Source organism: Micromonospora sp. NPDC049048 (assembly GCF_043197615.1).
Lineage (GTDB): Bacteria > Actinomycetota > Actinomycetes > Mycobacteriales > Micromonosporaceae > Micromonospora.
On record NZ_JBICTM010000007.1, the window covers coordinates 22,988 to 41,154 of the forward strand.

18 protein-coding genes are annotated in these 18,167 nt (G+C 74.3%); 1 reads left to right on the plus strand and 17 read right to left on the minus strand.

Going from position 1 to position 18,167, the window contains the following annotated elements:
* Positions 1-133: 133 nt before the first annotated feature.
* From ACGFIG_RS22060 to ACGFIG_RS22070, 3 genes are read right to left on the minus strand one after another with little or no spacing between them, the layout of a single operon-like run.
* Positions 134-1,159 (minus strand): NAD-dependent epimerase/dehydratase family protein, encoded by a 1,026-nt coding sequence (locus ACGFIG_RS22060; RefSeq protein ID WP_393005665.1) that lies wholly within the window; start codon positions 1,157-1,159, stop codon positions 134-136.
* Positions 1,160-1,167: 8 nt separating this feature from the next.
* Entirely contained in the window at positions 1,168-1,962 is a 795-nt protein-coding gene (locus tag ACGFIG_RS22065; RefSeq protein ID WP_393005667.1) for a glycosyltransferase family 2 protein, read from the minus strand.
* Entirely contained in the window at positions 1,959-3,164 is a 1,206-nt protein-coding gene (locus ACGFIG_RS22070) for a nucleotide sugar dehydrogenase (protein WP_393005669.1), read from the minus strand. The genes ACGFIG_RS22065 and ACGFIG_RS22070 overlap by 4 nt, the downstream gene beginning before the upstream one ends.
* A gap of 239 nt (positions 3,165-3,403) precedes the next feature.
* Here ACGFIG_RS22070 and ACGFIG_RS22075 point away from each other — a divergent pair, with 239 nt between their 5' ends.
* Positions 3,404-5,233, plus strand: a complete 1,830-nt coding sequence (locus ACGFIG_RS22075) for a BTAD domain-containing putative transcriptional regulator (RefSeq protein ID WP_393005671.1) — start codon at positions 3,404-3,406, stop codon at positions 5,231-5,233.
* Here the strand turns inward: ACGFIG_RS22075 and ACGFIG_RS22080 are convergent.
* The 14 genes from ACGFIG_RS22080 to ACGFIG_RS22145 form a co-directional block, all read right to left on the minus strand.
* Complete coding sequence (locus tag ACGFIG_RS22080) at positions 5,203-7,047, minus strand: ABC transporter ATP-binding protein (RefSeq protein ID WP_393005673.1); 1,845 nt, start codon at positions 7,045-7,047, stop codon at positions 5,203-5,205. The genes ACGFIG_RS22075 and ACGFIG_RS22080 overlap by 31 nt on opposite strands.
* Positions 7,044-7,583 carry a TlpA family protein disulfide reductase gene (locus ACGFIG_RS22085; protein ID WP_393005675.1) on the minus strand — a complete coding sequence of 180 codons (540 nt, stop codon included), beginning with the start codon at positions 7,581-7,583 and terminating at the stop codon, positions 7,044-7,046. Before ACGFIG_RS22085 ends, ACGFIG_RS22080 begins: the two co-directional genes overlap by 4 nt.
* A gap of 28 nt (positions 7,584-7,611) precedes the next feature.
* Positions 7,612-8,166: a MauE/DoxX family redox-associated membrane protein gene (locus ACGFIG_RS22090; RefSeq protein ID WP_393005677.1), complete on the minus strand. Its 555-nt coding sequence runs from the start codon at positions 8,164-8,166 to the stop codon at positions 7,612-7,614.
* A gap of 432 nt (positions 8,167-8,598) precedes the next feature.
* Positions 8,599-9,063 (minus strand): S26 family signal peptidase, encoded by a 465-nt coding sequence (locus tag ACGFIG_RS22095; RefSeq protein WP_393005679.1) that lies wholly within the window; start codon positions 9,061-9,063, stop codon positions 8,599-8,601.
* A 10-nt stretch (positions 9,064-9,073) separates the two neighbouring features.
* Positions 9,074-11,653, minus strand: a complete 2,580-nt coding sequence (pheT, locus tag ACGFIG_RS22100; RefSeq protein WP_393005681.1) for a phenylalanine--tRNA ligase subunit beta — start codon at positions 11,651-11,653, stop codon at positions 9,074-9,076.
* A 39-nt stretch (positions 11,654-11,692) separates the two neighbouring features.
* Positions 11,693-12,772, minus strand: a complete 1,080-nt coding sequence (gene pheS / locus ACGFIG_RS22105; protein ID WP_393005683.1) for a phenylalanine--tRNA ligase subunit alpha — start codon at positions 12,770-12,772, stop codon at positions 11,693-11,695.
* 216 nt (positions 12,773-12,988) lie between these two features.
* Entirely contained in the window at positions 12,989-13,828 is an 840-nt protein-coding gene (locus ACGFIG_RS22110) for a TrmH family RNA methyltransferase (RefSeq protein ID WP_393005685.1), read from the minus strand.
* A 32-nt stretch (positions 13,829-13,860) separates the two neighbouring features.
* A complete protein-coding gene (gene rplT / locus ACGFIG_RS22115) occupies positions 13,861-14,253 on the minus strand; it encodes a 50S ribosomal protein L20 (RefSeq protein ID WP_030335718.1) in 393 nt (130 codons plus the stop codon).
* 32 nt (positions 14,254-14,285) lie between these two features.
* The gene (rpmI, locus tag ACGFIG_RS22120) at positions 14,286-14,480 is read right to left on the minus strand and encodes a 50S ribosomal protein L35 (protein ID WP_007458415.1); all 195 of its coding nucleotides are present in this window, start codon (positions 14,478-14,480) and stop codon (positions 14,286-14,288) included.
* Between the two features lie 19 nt (positions 14,481-14,499).
* Positions 14,500-15,123: a translation initiation factor IF-3 gene (gene infC / locus ACGFIG_RS22125; protein ID WP_393005687.1), complete on the minus strand. Its 624-nt coding sequence runs from the start codon at positions 15,121-15,123 to the stop codon at positions 14,500-14,502.
* A gap of 334 nt (positions 15,124-15,457) precedes the next feature.
* Positions 15,458-15,931 carry a PH domain-containing protein gene (locus ACGFIG_RS22130; protein ID WP_393005688.1) on the minus strand — a complete coding sequence of 158 codons (474 nt, stop codon included), beginning with the start codon at positions 15,929-15,931 and terminating at the stop codon, positions 15,458-15,460.
* Entirely contained in the window at positions 15,928-16,968 is a 1,041-nt protein-coding gene (locus ACGFIG_RS22135) for a DMT family transporter (RefSeq protein ID WP_393005689.1), read from the minus strand. The genes ACGFIG_RS22130 and ACGFIG_RS22135 overlap by 4 nt, the downstream gene beginning before the upstream one ends.
* The gene (gene hisG / locus ACGFIG_RS22140; RefSeq protein WP_393005690.1) at positions 16,965-17,810 is read right to left on the minus strand and encodes an ATP phosphoribosyltransferase; all 846 of its coding nucleotides are present in this window, start codon (positions 17,808-17,810) and stop codon (positions 16,965-16,967) included. Before hisG ends, ACGFIG_RS22135 begins: the two co-directional genes overlap by 4 nt.
* A 45-nt stretch (positions 17,811-17,855) precedes the next feature.
* The gene (locus ACGFIG_RS22145) at positions 17,856-18,119 is read right to left on the minus strand and encodes a phosphoribosyl-ATP diphosphatase (protein WP_357069382.1); all 264 of its coding nucleotides are present in this window, start codon (positions 18,117-18,119) and stop codon (positions 17,856-17,858) included.
* Positions 18,120-18,167: the final 48 nt, after the last annotated feature.

Below are 18,167 nucleotides of genomic sequence, written 5' to 3' on the forward strand. Positions count from 1 at the left end.
GGAGCCTAGCAACGATCGACTTCCCTCTGCAAGTTCATGCAGTCGACCGCATGGCGATGAGAGACGTGACCCACGTCACGCGAAGGCCCGCGCCGCAGCACCGCGACACGGGCCTCGAACCGGCGGCAACCGCTCAGAGGCGGCCCTCCTCGACCGCGCGGGTCACCCACGGGATCACCTCGTCGAGCATCTCGTCCAGCGAGGTGCTCGCCGTGAAGCCCAGCACCTCACGGGACTTGGTCACGTCCGGCACCCGCTTCTGCACGTCGTACTGGTAGGGCTCGTCGGAGACGTACCGGAACGGCACGTCCGCGCCCTTGATCTTGCGCCAGATCAGCTCGGCCAGCTCCAGGACCGTGGTCGACTCGGCGGTGGAGAGGTTGAAGTCCTCGTTGTGCGCCGCCGGGTGCTCCATCGCCGTGGCGATGCCCCGGGCCAGGTCGCCGCCGTAGGTGTAGTGGCGCACCTGGTTGCCCTCGCCGAGGATGTGCAGCGGATCCTGCCCCTTCACGATCTTCTGCACCAGGTCGGGCACGACGTGTGACATGGCCAGCTTGACATTGCCGGAGAGCACCTCGGCCTGCCCCAGCGCCCGCCCCTCCCCCACGCCGACGCAGTTGAACGGCCGCACGATCGTGTACGGCAGCTGGTACTGCTCCCAGGCGGCCCGGGCGTAGTACTCCACGGCCAGCTTCTGGAACCCGTACGACGACAGCGGCGGCGGGATGCGGCGCTCGTCGCCCTCCCGGCTGGGCCAGTGCTCGGTGGACTCGAAGACCATCGAGGAGGAGAGGTAGGTGACCTTCGCCAGTCGGCCGTCACGGTGGGCGCGGATCGCCGCGTCGCAGGTGGCCGCCATGATCCGCTCGTTCGTGGCGAGCAGGTCGTAGGCGTACGCGTGGAAGTAGGAGATGCCGCCGATCATCGCCGCACCGGCGACCAGGTGGTCGCAGCCGTCGAGCAGCCCGGTGAGCAGGTCCACGTCCCGGGCGTCGCCCTCGACGAACCGGAACCGGGGGTGCTGGTCGTAGCTGTGGGTGACCGGGCCGTACTTGGAGAAGTCGTCCACACCGACGACCTCGTGGCCCCGGTCCAACAACTCGGAGACGAGGTAGCCGCCGATGAAGCCGGCCGAGCCAGTTACCAGGACCTTCGCCACGTGCGCTCCTATGCGGTCTGTTCGAACTCGGTGCTGTCCTGCGGGTCGCGCTGGGCGGGCACGACCACGGTCGGGATGCTGCGCCCGGCCAGTTTCTCCCGTGCCAGCCGTCGACCGTATGCGAAGAAGTACCAGCGCAGGTAGCCGGGGAGGAAGCGACCCAGGTCGAAGTGGGACTCCCCCAGCGGCCGGTCCAGCCAGATGGTCGGGATCTCGGCCACGGGCAGCCGCAGCCGGGTCGCCTTGGCGGTCAGCTCCAGCCCGATCTCGAAGCCCGTCCGCGACTCGATCCCCACCTCGCGGACGAACTCGGTGTCGTACGCCTTGAAGCTGTTCGTGGCGTCGCGGGTGCCGACGCGGGCGAAGGTGTAGAGGCTGCGCCCCGCCCAGCGCGACATCAGCCGCTTCAGCCGGGGCCCGCCGACCTGCTGGCCCCCGGGCATGTAGCGGGAGGCGGCGGCGACCACCACCCCCCGGTCGACCAGCCGGGCCAGTTCGTCGATCTGGCGGGGATCGTCACAGCCGTCGGCCATGGTCACGACCGCGACCGGGGCGAGCGCCGTGTCGATGCCGAACCGGATCGCGTTGGCCGGACCGCGACCGTAGGTGTTGAGCACCGCCCGCACCCGCGGGTCCGTCCGGGCGACCTGCTCGACGTACGGCACGGTGGTGTCCTCGGGCATGTCGTGCACGACCAGCACCTCGGCGGGCAGCAGCATCTCGCGCAGCATCCGCTCCAGGCAGCGCAGGATCGCCTCGCCCTCGTTGTAGACCGGCACGATCACCGAGACCCGGGGCTTCACACCCGCACCCCCTGCCCGGTCAGGCCCCACATGTCGATGACCGGCTTGTCGGTCTCCAGGCGGGCGTACTGCTCGTGCGGGGCGGCGATGACCAGCAGGTCGGCCCGGCGCAGCACCTCGTCGAGGTCGACGAACCGCTCGTCGGTCACGTGGGGATCCGTGCAGAGCGTCTCGCGGGTCTTCAGCGCCAGGATCTTGCGCAGCTTGTACGCCAGGCTCTCCCGGGGGTCGTCGCTGCCGCCCTTGAAGGCCATGCCGAGGATGCCCACGGTCAGCTCGGACAGGTCGAAGCGGTCCTCCAGGCGCGACACCAGGTAGAGCGGCAACCCTTCGTTGATCAACATGGCGGAGTGGCCGAGCACGAAGTTGTTCCGGTTGAACGCGGCCAGCTGCATCGTGTCCTTGAACAGGCACGGCCCGGCCGCGAACCCGGGCATCGGCAGGTCCGCCGCGCGCGGATAGTCGTACGCCACCGCGTGCCGGATCCGGGCGAAGTCCAGGCCGAAGTCGTTGGCCATCATCCAGAACTGGTTGGCGGTGGCGAACTTGATGTAACGCCACGTGTTGGTGAACAGCTTCGCCAGCTCGGCCTCCTCGGGTTCGAGGGGCACGATCTGCGTGGTGAGGTGCCGGAACAACTTCTCGGCCCGGGCCAGCGCCCCCGGCGTACGGGCGGCGACGATCTGCGGCAGCGTGAACAGCTCCGTCATCGCCCGCCCCTCGGCGATGCGCTCCGGGCAGAACGCCACGTCGGCGCGGATGCCCTTGCCGGCGAGCAGCTTCTCGGTCAGCGCGGTGACCCCGGGGTAGACGGTGCTGCGCAGCACGACGAGCTGCCCGTCGCGCAGGTGCTCGGCGCAGCGTTCCAGGGCCCGGGGCACCGCGCCCAGGTCCGGGTTGAGGTGCTCGTCGACCGGGGTGCCGACGACCACGACGAGGTGCTCGGAGGCACTGACGCTGGCCGGGTCGGTGCTGGCCCGCAGCCGGCCGGCGGCCACCGCCTCCGCGAGCGCGTCGGCCGCGCCGGGCTCGGCGAAGGGCAGGGTGGCCGCGTTGACCGTGTCGACCGCGTCGGCGTTGATGTCGTACAGCACGACGGAGAGGCCGCGCGAGGCGAAGGCGATGCCCAGCGGCAGCCCCACCCGCCCGCAGCCGCCCACGATGCAGACATCGACGGTGGTGAACGGCGGATCCTCGGACATGACTCGACTCCCGTGGGGGTGGCGGGGGTGTGACTCCGGCTACACGTGGAATCAAAGCAGGTTAACCGCTCGGATGTGACTGGCGGGTAGCCAAAAATTCCGAGGCCACTGACCTTTCAGCCGATACGTCACGCCCAGTAATACCGGCCCTGCACATTGCATCGACTGGCATAATTGTCTGCGCGCGATGGTGTGGGGCTGGGAAACCTAGCCACGGGGGACACACGGCGGAGGTCGCCATGGAGCTGACGTTCCGGATCCTCGGGCCGGTACGGGTCTGCGGCGACGGCAGGCCGCTGCGCCTGCCCCCCGGGCGGCCCACCGCCATGCTGGTCACCCTCTTGCTGCACGCCGGCGTGGCGGTTCCGGTCGAGCGGCTGCGCGAGGAACTCTGGGCCGGCCCCGCCCCCGTGTCGGCGGTGGCGAACCTGCGCAGCCACGCCAGCCAGCTGCGCCGTCTGCTCACCGCGCCGGGCGAGCCGCCCCGACTGCACGCCCAGCACGGCGGCTACCGGCTCCGGGTCGGGCCCGGCGAACTGGACGCGGTCGAGTTCGAACGGCTGGCCGCCGAGGGGCTCGCCGCCCGCGCCGACGGGGAACCACGGGTCGCCGCACCACTGCTGGAGCGGGCGCTGGCGCTCTGGTCGGTGACGGATCCGCCCCCGGCGTACGGGCCGGCGACCGCCGCGGCGTTCGACCGGCTGCGCGAGCGCCGGGCCGGCGTGCGGGAGGCGTACGCCGCCTGCCGGCTCGACCTCGGCGACCGGGGCAGCCCCGAGCTGCTGGCCCTGCTGCGCACCCACCTGACGGAGAACCCGCTGCGGGAGCCCGCCTGGGCGCTGCTGATGACCGCCCAGTGCCGGGCCGGCGACCAGGCCGCCGCCCTGGAAACGTACCGCGCCGCGTGCCGGGCCCTCGCCGGCGAGCTGGGAATCGCCCCGGGACCCGAGCTGACCGAGTTGTACCGCGCGGTCCGGCGACGCTGGCAGCGCCCGCCGCCGTTCGCGGCCCGGCCACCCGCGCGCGACGGGGAGCGTGCCGCCGAGGCCCGACCCGTGCTGGTGCCGCACGAACTCCCCTGCGCCGCCGCGCCCTTCGTCGGGCGGCACGCCGAGCTGGCCCGGCTGCGTACCGCGCTGACGTCCGCCCGGGAGCACCCGGTCACCGTGACCGTGCACGGCACGGCCGGCGTCGGCAAGTCGGCGCTCGGGCTGCGCGCCGCCGTCGCGGCGCTGGAGTCGTTCCCGGACGGCCAGCTCCACCTCGACCTGGGCGGTTCCGTGGCCGGGACCCCGCTGCCCCCGGTCGAGGTGGCCGCCCGGGTGCTCCGGTCGTTCCAGGGCGTCACGGGCGAGCCGGAGCCCACCGGTCTCGCCGAGACGAGGGCCCGCGTCCGGTCGCTGCTGTTCGGCCGGCGGGTGCTGCTGGTGCTCGACAACGCCGCCGATCCGGCGCAGGTCGACGGCCTGCTGCCGGCGCGCGGCGGCTGCGCGCTGCTGGTCACCAGCCGCTGCCCGATGCCCGACGGCGACGTCCGCCCGCTGCGGCTGGACCCGCTGCCGACCGGCGTCGCGCTGGCCCTGTTGCGGGCCGTCGCCGGGGACCGCCGGGTGGACGACGAGCCGGAGGCGGCCCGGGCGGTCGTCGCGCTCTGCGAGGGACTGCCGCTGGCGCTGCGCACCGTCGCCCGCCGGCTGGCCGAGGGGCCGCACTGGTCGATGGCCCGGCTGGCGCGGCTGCTGCGCGACGAGCGGCACCGGCTCGCGGAGACCGGGCTGGGGCCCCGGCTGACCGCGAGCTACCGCCGGCTCGGCTCCGCCGCGCAGGTGTTCCGCCGGCTGGGCGGGACCCGGACGGGACCGCTGACCACGGAGACGGCCGCCGCGCTGACCGGCCTGCCACCGGAGGACGCCGTACGCGCACTGGACCGGCTGGTGACGGCGCAGCTCGCCGAGCCGGCCGGGCCGGGCCGCTACCGGGTGGGCGAGTTGGTCCGGCTCTACGCCGCCGAACTGGCCGCCGTCGAGCAGCCGTCGGGTCACACCGACGAGGAGGCCTCCTCCCGGTAGCCACGGGCCTGGAGGTTGAAGAGCCGGGCGTAGCCGCCACCGGCGGCGAGCAACTCGTCGTGCCGGCCATGCTCGGCGATCCTGCCGTCGGACAGCACCACGATGACGTCCGCGTCCCGCACGGCGTTGAGCCGGTGCGAGATGAGCAGGCTGGTGCGTCCCCGGCGCAGCTCGCGCAGCCGGGTGTGCAGGTCGTGCTCGGCCTCGGCGTCCAGGCCGGAGCTGGGCTCGTCGAGGATCAGCAGGTCGCGGTCGGCGCGCAGGAAGCCGCGGGCCAGCGCCACCCGCTGCCACTGGCCGCCGGAGAGGACCACCCCCGCCTGCGGGTCGTCCCGGTCCGGGCCGTCGAAGAAGATCCGGGTGAGCAGGGTGTCGTAGCCCCGGGGCAGCGCGGTCAGCGCCTCGTCGATGCCCGCCTGCCGCGCGGCGGTACGCAGGCGCTCCGGCTCGTCGCGGGCGCGCAGGTCCCCGACGGCGATGTTCTCCGCCGCCGAGAGGTCGTACGGCATGAAGTCCTGGAAGACCGCGCCCAGCCGCTCCCGCAGCGCCGCCGGGTCGAACTCGCGCAGGTCCACCCCGTCCCACCGGATGCTGCCGCGCTCCGGGTCGTAGAACCGGCACAGCAGCTTGACCAGGGTGCTCTTGCCCGCGCCGTTCAACCCGACCAGCGCGGTCGTCGACCCGGCCGGCAGGAACAGGTCCACCCCGCACAGCACCCACGGATGCCGGGGCGAGTACCGGAACCACACGTCGCGCAACTCGATGCCCTCGCGCAGCGGCGGCGCCGGCCGGGCGTCGGCCGCCACCGGCAGGTCAGGCTCGGCGCGGACGACCTGGTCGTAGTGGTCGAACAGCAGCAGCGCCTGGTGGATCGCGCCGAGCTGGCCGACCAGCCCGCCCAGCGCACCCTGCACCCCGGGCACCGCCACCAGGTAGAGCGCCACGTCGCCGACGGTGAGCCGACCACCGGCGGCAGCCGCGACCGTGTAGACCACGCCCGCCCCCGCCACCGTGGCGCCGAGGAGTCCGAGCAGGCCCTGGGCCCGCAACTCGCGGCGGTCCAGCCGCTGCTCCACCCGGTGCATGCCGTGCAGCTCGCCGAGCATCCGGTCGCCGAAGAACCGGCCGAGGCCGAAGAGCCGCACCTCCTTGGCGGCCGGCACGCCCACCAGCAGCTGGGCGAAGAACAGGTCGCGCCGCTGGAAGTGCTCCAGGTGCAGCACCATCGCCACCCGCGCCCGGTTGAGGCGCAGCTGCATCCAGAGCGTGGGCAGCGCCGCCACCAGCACCAGGAGACCGATCGCCGGGCTGAGCGCCAGCAGCACGCCCAGGAAACCCGTGACGGCGAGCACGCTCTGCACCGCACCGAGCGCGTTCCCGGTGAGCTGGGTCGGTCCCAGGTGACCGGTCTGCTGGGCGGCCTGCAACCGGTCCTGGAACTCCGGGTCCTCCAGCCGGACCAGGCCGACCAGGCGCAGCACGGCGGCGTGCAACCTCCGGCGCACCAGCCGGGACACCGACCGGATGCGCTCCTTCTCCACGTACGTGCGCAGGTGGGGCAGGACGACGCCGGCCGCGGCGGCGACCGCGAGCCCGACGCCGAGCAGGGCCAGCGACGCGTCCGCGGCACGCCCGCCGGCCAGCCGGTCCAGGACGAGCTTGGTCAGTGCGGCGACGAGCACCGGCGTCACCCCGGCGAGGATCGCCAGCAGCAGGTCGACGGCGGTGCCCCCGGGGGCCGCCCGCCAGGTGAGCCCCAGGGCCGCCCGGGCGTGCCGGACGGCCCGCCGGGGCGCCAGCCGGGGCCCGGTCACCGCGCCACCGGCAGGTCCAACCGGGCGATGCCGAAGGCGGACGACGCGACGAGGCCACGCTCGTCGAGCAGGCCGAACGCCGGGTATCCCTTGACGCCGAACGCGAGCGGCAGCGGGCCGCTGCCCGGCTCGATGAAGACCGTCGCGAGTCCGGCGAACTGTGCCGCGTACGCCTCGGTCTCCCCGCCCTTGCCGACCACCACCACCCAGACGTGCTCCGCCCCGCCGGGCATCATCCGCGCCCGGTCGATGAGCAGCGGGACCTGCTCGGCGCAGTGCTCGCAGCTCGGCGTCAGGAACGCCACCAGCGTCATCGGCGGCAGGTCGGCCCGGGTACGCAGCCGACCGTCCACGGTGGTGGAGGCGAAGTCGCCGGGGGCGGCGCCCGCCTCCAGCATCACCGCCGGCGGCTGGGACTGCCGGTCGTTGAGCAGCTCGGTGTGCTCGCGCAGCCGGCGGACCACGCCGAGCGTCAGCACCAGGTTGAGCAGGCCGAGCACGGCGACGAGGACGACGGCGACGGTCAACAGCGCCACGGGAACTCCTTCGGGTTGCCGGGAGGGGTCAGGAGCGGCCGGCCGGACGGGTCGGCCGGGACGACGGGTGCGGGGCGAAGAGGGCGACCAGGTCGTCGAGGCGGACCACCACGGCGGCCAGCGGGACGGCCGCCCCGGCGACGAGCAGCATGGTGGCCGGCGACGGCGGTGCACCGGCGGCGGCCCCGCCGAGCAGGCCGAGCAGCGCCACCCCGGCGAGGGCCAGGTTGCGCGCCACGTGTCGCGGACCGATCGGGGCGTCGGCGGCGCCGAAGCAGCGGCACGCCGGGCGGACGCCGCGCCGCAACGCGGCGGCGATCGCGACGGTGAGCACGCCGAGCAGCCCGGCGGCGAGCAGCAGCCCGGCGGGGACGGTCGCCGGCACGGCGAGCAGCACGACCACGGCCGCCTCGGTGGCGACGGCGACCCGGGCGACCGGGCCGACCCACCTCGCCGGCACGCCGAACTGCCCGACCGACGCCACGAACTCGTCGAAACCCGCCCGGGTGCGCAGCTTGCCGAGCACCGCGGCGAGGAACACCAGGGCCAGCAGGATCCGCGCACCCAGTTCCACCGCTCGCATCCGTCGGCACCTCCTCGTCAGCCGGGGGCCCACGCTAGGAGTGACGGATACATCGCCGATACACCCGTCGCTTACCGGTGGCGGCGCCGGCTGTAGGTCCGGTGTACCGGGCGGCCGTAGCGTGCCCGCAGCTGTCGATCCTGATGAGAGGAGGTGATCGGATGATGCGTCGACTGGAGCGCCTCGGCGAGCGGATGCTCGGCGTGTTCGTCCCGAAGGTGACGGCCGCCGCCGCCTGTCCGCCGGACCCGTGGTGTGCGGCGTGTGGCACCTGCCATCTCAAGCGGTGCAGTTACACCCCCAGCTGCGGCACGACGTGCGGCTCGTGCGGGTACTACTGCAGCGCGGGAGCGGGCACGATGACCGCTCTGTGCTGAGTTCCGGCACCGGCGTGCCGCGCGGCCCCGTGCCGCGCGGCACGCCACCCGCGGGTCACGCGGAGGGCAGCCTCGGCCGGACGACCACCCCGAGCAGGTCCGCCTCGGGTACGTAGCCGCACTCGCGGGAGTCGTAGCTGAACGGCGGGTTGTCGCCGAGCAGCACCAGCTGCCCCGGCGGCACCACCCGCTCCGGACGCTGGCGCAGCAGCGGCACCCGGTCGACGGGCACGGGCTCGCCGGGCACCGCGTACGCCCGCTTGATCATCAGACCCGGGCCGGCCCCGCCCGGCTGGGCCGGGTGGCGGGCGGTCATCGCCGCCGGGGCCGTCACCACGACCACGTCGCCGGGGCGCACGCGGGACAGCGGCACCCGCCGGGCCAGCACCCGGTCGCCGGGACGCAGCGTCGGCTCCATGCTGCGGCCCACGACGGAGACCAGCAGCAGGTGCCGACGGGCCCAGAGCAGGCCGGCGGTGGCCGACGCGAGCACGCCGGCCACCACCAACCATCCGAGCATCGCCGCCGCCTCAGGCGCCGCGCAGGGTGGCGCCGAAGCGTTCCGCGGCGCGGGCGACCGCCGCGTCCCGGGCGGCCACCGCCTCCTCCACGGTCAACGTCCGGTCCGGGGCCCGGAAGGTGAGCTTGTACGCCAGCGACCTGCGGCCCGCCCCGAGCTGCTCCGAGGTGTACACGTCGAACAGACGCACCCCCTCCAGCAGCGCGCCGGCACCCTCGACGAGGGCCTGACGCACCTGCGCCGCCGGTACGGAGGAGTCGACGACCAGCGCCACGTCGATCAGCGCCGGAGGGAAGCCCGACACGACCGGCGCGGACGCCACCGGAGCGGCCGGCAGCGCGTCCAGGTCGAGTTCCATCGCGCTGGTACGCCGGGGCAGCTCCAGCGCCGCCACGACCGCCGGGTGCAGTTCCCCGGCGTGCCCGACCACCGTGCCGTCGACCAGCAGCTCGGCGCAGCGGCCGGGATGCCAGGGGGCGTACTCGGCGGCCCGGACCTCGATCCGCTCGGCGGGGATCTCGGCGGCGGCCAGCACGTCCCGGCCGGCCTCGACGGCGTCCGCCCAGCCGGCCGGGCGACCGGCGCCCCACCAGCCGGCCGGCTCGACGTCGCCGGTCAGCACGACCGCGACGTGCCGGGGCTGGTCGGGCACCACCGCGTCGGCGGCGGCGAACTCCTCGTCGGTGGGTCGCCGGTCCACGCCCATCGCCGGCGGGCGGCCGGCGCCGGGACGCGGGTGGAACACCGCGCCGATCTCGTAGAGGGCCAGGTCGCGCTGGCCCCGGCCGAGGTTGCGCTTGACGATGCCGAGCAGCGGGCCGAGCAGCGTGGTGCGCAGCAGCGGCTCCTCCTCCGACAGCGGGTTGGCCAGCCGTACCGCCCGTCGACGCGGGTCGTCGATGGGCAGGGCGAGCTGGTCGGCCAGGCCGGGGGCGACGAACGGGTGCGCGAGCACCTCCACGTACCCCCGCTCGGCGAGCGACCGGGCCACGGCCCGGCGGCGCCGCTGCTGCCAGGTCAGGCCACGGCCGGGCGGCGCGGTCGGCAGCACCGACGGCACCCGGTCGTACCCGTCGAGGCGGACCACCTCCTCGACCAGGTCGGCCGGGTCGGTCAGGTCGGGTCGCCAGGTCGGCGGGACGACGCTGAACGTGTCGGCCGCGCCGACGGTGACACCGACCTCGCCCGGGTCCTCGGCCAGCCGGTCGGCGCCCCGGGTCACCGTGCAGCCGACCTGCTCCAACACGGTGGCCACCCGCGCCGGCGGGTAGTCCACGCCGACCCGCCGGCCGGGCAGGTCGGCCGGCAGCACGACCGGGGTACGCGGCCGGACGTGGTCGACGTCGAGGATCTCGTCCCCGGCCGTGCCGCCGGCGTGCTCGGTGAGCAGCCGCACGGCGCGCTCGAGGGCGACCAGCGGCAGGGCCGGGTCGACGCCCCGCTCCCACCGCTTCGCCGCCTCACTGAACAGCTTGTGCCGGCGGGCGGTGCGCCCGACCATCACCGGGTCCCAGTGGGCGGCCTCGAGGAGCACGTTGGTGGTCCCGGCGACGACCTCGCTGGTCTCGCCGCCCATCACGGCCGCCAGCGAGATCGGGACGCCGGCGCCCTCGCCCGCGAGGGCGTTCGGCAGCCCGGCGTCGCAGATCACCATGTCCTCGGGCGCGAGGACGCGGCTGACCCCGTCCAGGGTGGTGAGCTTCTCCCCCGCCTCGGCCCGGCGGACCACCAGCGGCCCGGCGATCCGGTCGAGGTCGAAGGCGTGCATCGGCTGGCCCAGCTCGAGCATCACGTAGTTGGTGATGTCGACCGGCAGCGAGATGCTGCGGATGCCGGCGACGGTGAGCCGCCGCTGCATCCAGCCGGGGCTCGGCGCCGTCGGGTCGACGCCGCGCACGACGCGGGCGGCGAACCGGTCGCAGCCGACGGTGTCGCGCACCTCGACCGGGTACGCGGGCGTGCCGGTGCCGCCGGGCGCGGGCGCCAGGCCGGGGTCGCGGAACGGCACCCCGAGGGCGTGCGACAGCTCCCGGGCCAGGCCACGGACGCTCATCGCGTACCCCCGGTCGGGGGTGATCTCCACCTCGACCACGACGTCGTCGAGCCCCACGACGGGGCGCGCGTCGTCGCCCGGCTTGGCGGGGGTGTCCCCCGGCAGCACGACGATGCCGTCGTGGTCGTCGCCCAGGCCCAGCTCCCTCGCCGAGCAGATCATGCCGTTGGAGTTGCGCCCGTACGTCTTGCGGGCGCCGATGGCGAAGCCGCCGGGCAGCACGCCGCCGGGGAGGATCACCACGACCCGGTCGCCGGGGGCGAAGTTGCGCGCCCCGCACACGATCTCCTGCGGATCGCCGGTGCCGTTGGCGTCGCCGACGTCGACCCGGCAGAACCGGATCGGCTTCTTGAAGCCGGTCAGCTCCTCGATCTCGAGCACCTCACCGACGACCAGCGCACCGGTGACGGTCTCCCGCAGGTCCACCACGGACTCGACCTCGATGCCGAGGCCGACCAGGGCCTGCTCCAGGTCGCCCGTGGACAGGTCGGCGGGGAGGTCGACGTACTCCCGCAGCCAACTGACAGAAACTCGCATGACTCAGACCACCGTCTCCGTGACTCGTACCCGCATCGCCTACGCCCCGACCCCGAACGCGCGGGTGAACCGCACGTCGCCCTCGGCCATGTCGCGCATGTCGCTGACCCCGTGCCGGAACATCACCGTCCGGTCGATGCCCATGCCGAACGCGAATCCCGAGTAGACCTCGGGGTCGATGCCGCAGGCGCGCAGCACCCGCGGGTTGACCATGCCGCAGCCGCCCCACTCGACCCAGCGCGGGCCGTCGCGGTGCTCCGGGAACCACACGTCGAACTCGGCGGACGGCTCGGTGAACGGGAAGTAGTGCGGCCGGAAGCGGGTCCTGGCGCCCTCGCCGAACATCGCCCGGGCGAAGTGGTCCAGGGTGCCGCGCAGGTGCGCCATGGTGATGCCCCTGTCGACCACGAGGCCCTCCACCTGGTGGAAGACCGGCGCGTGGGTGGCGTCCAGCTCGTCGGTGCGGTAGACCCGGCCCGGCACGATCACGTAGATCGGCGGCTTGCGGGTCAGCATGGTGCGCGCCTGCACCGGCGAGGTGTGCGTACGCAGGACCAGGCCGGAGCCCTCCGCGCCCTCCGGCGGCGCGACGTGGAAGGTGTCCATCAGGCCGCGCGCCGGGTGGTCGGCGGGGATGTTGAGGGCGTCGAAGTTGGTCCACTCCAGCTCGACCTCGGGCCCCTCGGCCACCTCGTAGCCCATGCCGACGAACAGGTCGCTGATCTGCTCCATCAGGGTGCTGATCGGGTGCCGGGCGCCCCGGGGCCGCCGGTCGTGGGGCAGCGTCACGTCGACGCGCTCCTCCACCAGCACCCGCTGCGCCTGCTCCCGGTCGAGGACCTCCTGGCGGGCGGCGTACGCGGCCTCCACGGCGCGGCGGGCCTCGTTGACCCGCTTGCCGGCGTCGGACTTCGCGGCCGGCGGCAGCGCACCGATCTCGCGGCGGGCCAGCGAGATCGGGGACCGGTCGCCGAGGTGCGCCGGGCGCAGCGCGGTCAGCGCGTCCGGGTCACCGGCCTCGGCGAACGCCTTCTCGGCGGCGGCGACGGCCTCGGCCAGGGCGGCCGGATCGAGCAGGGCGACCTGCTTCGGGTCGTACGGATCGTTGCGGTAGCTCATGGCGTACGGGCACTCCCTCACGGCGGTGCCGGCCCTCACGGGCGGCGAAGCGAGTCTACGGACGCGCGGCTGTGCCGCAGCCCGCCGGTGGGAGTTGTGCGGAGAGCAGGTCAGGCCCGCCGCCCGCCGACACCGGCGGGCTGGCTAAACGAACGCCGTGGCGCGTTCATGGGCGGACGCTCTCCTCTGTTGGACGGCTGGCGGGACCGGCGCCGGTCACCGCTGCGCTCTCGCTGAAGCGTACAGGCAGACGGCGGCAGCCGCAGCCAGGTTGAGGCTCTCCGCGCGCCCGTGCAGGGGCACCCGGACCCGGGCGTCGGCGGCGGCGGTGAGCGCCTCGGGCAGGCCGTGCGCCTCCGAGCCGAAGAGCCAGGCGGTGGGGGCGGCCAGCCGCCCGGCGTCGGCGAGGTCGTCGAGGTCGTCCTCGCCGTAGCCGGTGGTGGCGAGCACGGTGAGCCCGGCCGCGCGCAGCGCCGCGACGACGTCCACCGGGTCGGGCGCGCGGACCACGTCGACGTGGAAGAGACTGCCGGCGGACGCCCGCACGCACTTGCCGTTGTACGGGTCGACGGCCTCGCCGGCGAAGACCACCGCGCCGGCGCCCGCGGCGTCGGCGGTGCGCAGCACGGTGCCGGCGTTGCCCGGGTCGCGGATCCCGGCGAGCACGGCCACCAGGCGGGGCCCGCCGGCCAGGGCCCGCTCCAGGGGCACGTCGAGGTGTCGGCAGACGGCGACGAGGCCCTGCGGGGCGACGGTCTCGGCCAGCGCGGCGAGCGCCTCGTCGGTCGCCTCGGAGACGGGCACGTCGGCGCGGGCCGCGGCGGCGGCCAGCTCGGCGTACCGGTCCAGGGCGGTGGGCGTACCGAAGAGTTCGGTGACCACCCCGGGGCGGGCCAGGGCCTCGCGGACCGCCTGCGGTCCCTCGGCCAGGAAGCGGCCGGCGGCCTCGCGGTCCCGGCGGCGCTGCAACCGGCGGGCGGCGACCACCCTGGGGGTACGCGGGGTAAACGGGCCGGAGACAGCGTCGAGGCGTCTCCCGCGCGATGGTGACTGCATGGGAGACGCCTCGATCTGCTGGTGCGTGCGGGTCAGGCGGCCTGGGCCGCCGCGCCACCGGTGCCCTCGGCCGCGACCGCGGCCCGGGCCAGCTCGACGATCGCCGCGAAGGCGGCGGCGTCGTTGACGGCCAGGTCGGCCAGGATCTTGCGGTCGACCTCGATGCCGGCCAGGCGCAGGCCCTGGATCAGGCGGTTGTAGGTCATCCCGTTGGCGCGGGCGCCCGCGTTGATCCGCTGGATCCACAGCTGCCGGAAGTCGCCCTTGCGGTCGCGACGGTCCCGGTAGGCGTACTGCATCGAGTGCAGCACCTGCTCCTTGGCCTTGCGGTAGAGGCGGGAGCGCTGACCGCGGTAGCCGCTCGCGGTCTCCAGCAGGGTACGGCGCTTCTTCTGGGCGTTCACAGCCCGCTTGACGCGTGCCATCTCAACTCCTAATTACGTAAAGGTGGCGCGCGTCAGCGGCCGAGCAGCTTCTTGATGCGCTTGACATCGGCCTTGGCCAGCACCACGGTGCCGGTCAGCCGACGGGTCTGGGTGGAGGGCTTCTTCTCCAGGTTGTGCCGGAGGCCGGCCTGCTGGGCAACGATCTTGCCCTTGCCGGTCACCTTGACCCGCTTGCCCATCCCCGTGTGGCTCTTCATCTTCGGCATGTGGAACGTCTCTCCCCTGTTACTCGCCGCTGTTGTCGGCGACGGTGCCGGTGTCACCGGCCGCTGCGGGCTCGCCGGCCGGGGCGCCCTCGGCGTCCCGCTCTTTCGGCCCGCCCCGGGTGGCCGTGGCGGCGACCGCGGCGGCCTTGGTGGCGCGGTGCGGCGCGAGCACCATGATCATGTTTCGACCGTCCTGCTTGGGAGCGGCCTCGACGTACCCCAGCTCCGAGATCTCCGACTCGAGCCGGCGCAGGAGCCGGTAACCCAGCTCCGGGCGGCTCTGCTCGCGACCGCGGAACATGATCGTCACCTTGACCTTGTCGCCGGCCTTCAGGAACCGCACCACGTGACCCTTCTTGGTCTCGTAGTCGTGCGGGTCGATCTTCGGCCGGAGCTTCATCTCCTTGATGACGGTCTGCTGCTGGTTACGCCGCGCTTCGCGCGCCTTGAGTGCGCTCTCGTACTTGAACTTGCCGAAGTCCATGAGCTTGCACACCGGCGGGCGCGCCATCGGCGCAACCTCGACCAGGTCCAGGTCGACGTCCGCGGCCAGCTGAAGGGCGCGCTCCAGCGGGACGATGCCCACCTGCTCGCCCTCGGGGCCGACCAGTCGGACCTCACGTGCCCGGATCTGCTCGTTCACGCGTGGTTCGACGCTGATGGGGCCTCCTCGAGTCAGGATCTCTGCGTGGCCGACCCCGCGGCTCCCGGGTGGGAGCCGACCCGGAAAGCAGAAGGCCCCGGCGCATGCCAGGGCCCGCTCGACCGGTCGGCACGATCACATGATCGCGCATCCGGCGCCGGGACGTGCCCGGAACCGGTGACCGGACCCGGCCACCGTGGTGGCGACTCGGGTGGGAGCAGGCGCTCCTCTTTCAAGGCTGCGTGCACGGGCGCGACTGCGCACACGCAAGACAGCCTGGTCGACTCGGTAACACTACACCCTCGCCCGGACGCCCACCCAACCGGGCACCCGGTCAACGGCCGGCGGCGCCCTCGGCGAGCCGCGCCTGGTGGGCCTGGTGCAGCCGGCGCAGGGCGCGGACCCCCTCGACGGCCCGCTCCTTGTCGGCGGCCTGGAGGGCGACCATCGGCAGCAGGTCGTCGTCGTGCAGCTCCAGGCTGGCCCAGGGCGCGCCCCGGTCGAAGCGGACCCCCCGGACGACCTCCCACGGCAGCTCGTACGAGCCGACGACGTTGCGTACGCGCACGCCCCGCGCGTTCGCGTCGACCCGGGGCCGGGTGAAGATCAGCAAGGCGAGCGCGCCGAGAACGCCGAGCCCGACCATCGCGATCTGGTCGCCCCGCTGGAAGCTGCCGTAGCCGTTGCCGGTCGCGCCGCTCAACGTGGTCGCCAGCAGGCTGAACACCACGAACAGCACGGCGGCGCAGACCCAGCAGACCAGCCGGACACGGTGCGGGCGCAGGTGCACGGACTCGGTTTCGCTCACCCCACCAGTCTGCCACCCGCGCCCGGCCGTTCCCGCGCCGCCACACGTTCCACAGGCGCGACGGCCTCCCCGGGACCACGGCGGCCGGTCCCCCAGCCGGCGACCAGGGCCGCCGCCAGGGTGAGCAGCGCCCCGACGAGCACCGGCAGCCGCAGGCCGGGGCCGCCCGGCAGCAGCGCGTCCAGCAACAGGGCGCCGCCCAGCTGTCCGGCGACCAGGGCGAGACCGGTCCGCAGCACCCCGACCGCCGGGACCCCGACCAGCAGGGTCGCCACGATGACGACGCCGAGCAGGCCGCCGGTGTAGAGGTACCAGTCGCCCGGCCAGGTCGGGCCCGGCCCGGTGAGGGCCCCGGCCAGCGCCGCGACCAGCAGCACGACGGGCGTGGCCGTGGCGAAGTTGACCACCATGCCGGCGGCGGCCGAGCTGGCGGCGGAGACCCGCGCGTTCAGCGCGGACTGGAGCGCGACCCCCAGCCCGCCCGCCACGGCCAGCAGGACCAGGCCGAGGGCGAGGTCGCCGACGGGCTGGCCGAGCTGCGCCAGGGTCACGGCGGCCACCCCGAGCAGCGCCCCCGCCACGCGTGGCGGGGTGAGCGCCAGCCGCCCCACCGGAGCCAGCCCGGCCCGGTCGACGGCCAGCCCGCCGAGGCTGCCCCCGGCGACCTGGGCGATGGTGAAGATCGCCACCCCGAGCACCGGCACGATGTACGCGCCGGCCAGCACGATGCCCGCGCCACCGAGCCCGCCCAGGTACGCCCACCAGGGCAGCCGGGCCCGGCGCAGCGCGACCAGACCGGTCCGCGCCGACGGCAGCGCCAGGGCCCCGACGCCGACCAGCAGCGCCCCGCCGAGGTTGTTGACCACCGCCCCCAGGGTCGCGTTGCCGGCCCGCTCGCCCAGCTCGGCGTTGACCGTGCCCTGGGCCGCGGAGGCCACGCCGGCGAGGGCGACCAGGGTCAACGCCGCCCACGGCGGCAGGACCCGCGACGCCGGGGACGGCGCCGGGGCACCGGCCGCCGTGGGCGGGCGGCTCACAGCCGGCAGGCGTGGATGTTGGTGACCAGGATCGCGCGGGCGCCGAGCTCGTACAGCTCGTCCATGATCCGGTGTACGTCGTCACGGAGCACCATCGCCTGCACCGCCACCCAGCCCTCGCGGTGCAGCGGCGAGACGGTCGGCGACTCGATGCCCGGGGTCAGCGAGCTGGCCCGCTCGAGCAGGCCGGCCGGCACGTCGTAGGCGAGCATCACGTAGCGGCGGGCGACCAGCACCCCGTGCAGCCGGCGCAGCAGCTGGGCGGACTGCGGGTGGGCCGGGGCGTCGACGCGGCGGACCAGCACCGCCGACGAGCGCAACAACGGCTCGCCGAAGACCACCAGGCCGGCCTGGCGCAGCGTGGTGCCGGTCTCGACCACGTCGGCGACCACGTCGGCGACGCCGAGCCGGATGGCGTTCTCCACCGCGCCGTCGAGGCGGGTCACCTCGGCCTTGACGCCCAGCTCCGCGAGGTGCCGCTCGACGAGCCCCGGGTACGCGGTGGCGATCCGGTGCCCGCCCAGCTCCCGCACGTCGTCGACGTCCTCCGGGCGGGCGGCGAAGCGGAAGGTGGCCCGGCCGAAGTCGAGATCCATGACCTCCTCGGCCGGCGCGCCGGAGTCGATCAGCAGGTCCCGGCCGGTGATCCCGACGTCGAGGTCGCCGGAGCCGACGTAGGTGGCGATGTCCTTCGGGCGCAGGTAGAAGAATTCGACGTCGTTGGCCTCGTCCCGGCAGACCAGGTCCTTCGGGTCGGTGCGCTGGCGGTAGCCCGCCTCGCGCAGCATCTGGGCGGCCGGCTCGGCCAGGTTGCCCTTGTTCGGAATGGCGACACGCAGCATGACGGAGTGCTCCTTCGATCGAAACTGATCAACGACGGGGCGCACTCACAGATGTCGGTACACGTCCTTGAGGTCGAGACCGCTGGCGAGCATCAGCACCTGGACCTGGTAGAGCAGCTGGGAGATCTCCTCGGCGGTACGTTCCGGCCCCTCGTGCTCGGCGGCCATCCACGACTCGGCCGCCTCCTCGACGACCTTCTTGCCGATGAAGTGCACGCCCCTCTCGAGCGCGGCGACCGTGCCCGAGCCGGGGGTGCCCGCGGCGGCCTTGGCCTGCAGCTCGGCGAACAACTCCTCGAACGTCTTCACGCCGCGATTCTTCCAGCCACCCCGGCGGCCCCGGTGCGCCGGGTCGGG

Excerpts from the sequence above, each read along its gene's own strand:
- rplT (WP_030335718.1), bottom strand. The coding sequence starts at position 14,253 with ATGGCACGCGTCAAGCGGGCTGTGAACGCCCAGAAGAAGCGCCGTACC.
- ACGFIG_RS22070 (WP_393005669.1), bottom strand. The coding sequence starts at position 3,164 with ATGTCCGAGGATCCGCCGTTCACCACCGTCGATGTCTGCATCGTGGGC.
- ACGFIG_RS22075 (WP_393005671.1), top strand. The coding sequence starts at position 3,404 with ATGGAGCTGACGTTCCGGATCCTCGGGCCGGTACGGGTCTGCGGCGAC.
- pheS (WP_393005683.1), bottom strand. The coding sequence starts at position 12,772 with ATGAGCTACCGCAACGATCCGTACGACCCGAAGCAGGTCGCCCTGCTC.
- rpmI (WP_007458415.1), bottom strand. The coding sequence starts at position 14,480 with ATGCCGAAGATGAAGAGCCACACGGGGATGGGCAAGCGGGTCAAGGTG.
- ACGFIG_RS22095 (WP_393005679.1), bottom strand. The coding sequence starts at position 9,063 with ATGCTCGGATGGTTGGTGGTGGCCGGCGTGCTCGCGTCGGCCACCGCC.
- ACGFIG_RS22110 (WP_393005685.1), bottom strand. The coding sequence starts at position 13,828 with ATGCAGTCACCATCGCGCGGGAGACGCCTCGACGCTGTCTCCGGCCCG.
- hisG (WP_393005690.1), bottom strand. The coding sequence starts at position 17,810 with ATGCTGCGTGTCGCCATTCCGAACAAGGGCAACCTGGCCGAGCCGGCC.
- ACGFIG_RS22090 (WP_393005677.1), bottom strand. The coding sequence starts at position 8,166 with ATGCGAGCGGTGGAACTGGGTGCGCGGATCCTGCTGGCCCTGGTGTTC.
- pheT (WP_393005681.1), bottom strand. The coding sequence starts at position 11,653 with ATGCGAGTTTCTGTCAGTTGGCTGCGGGAGTACGTCGACCTCCCCGCC.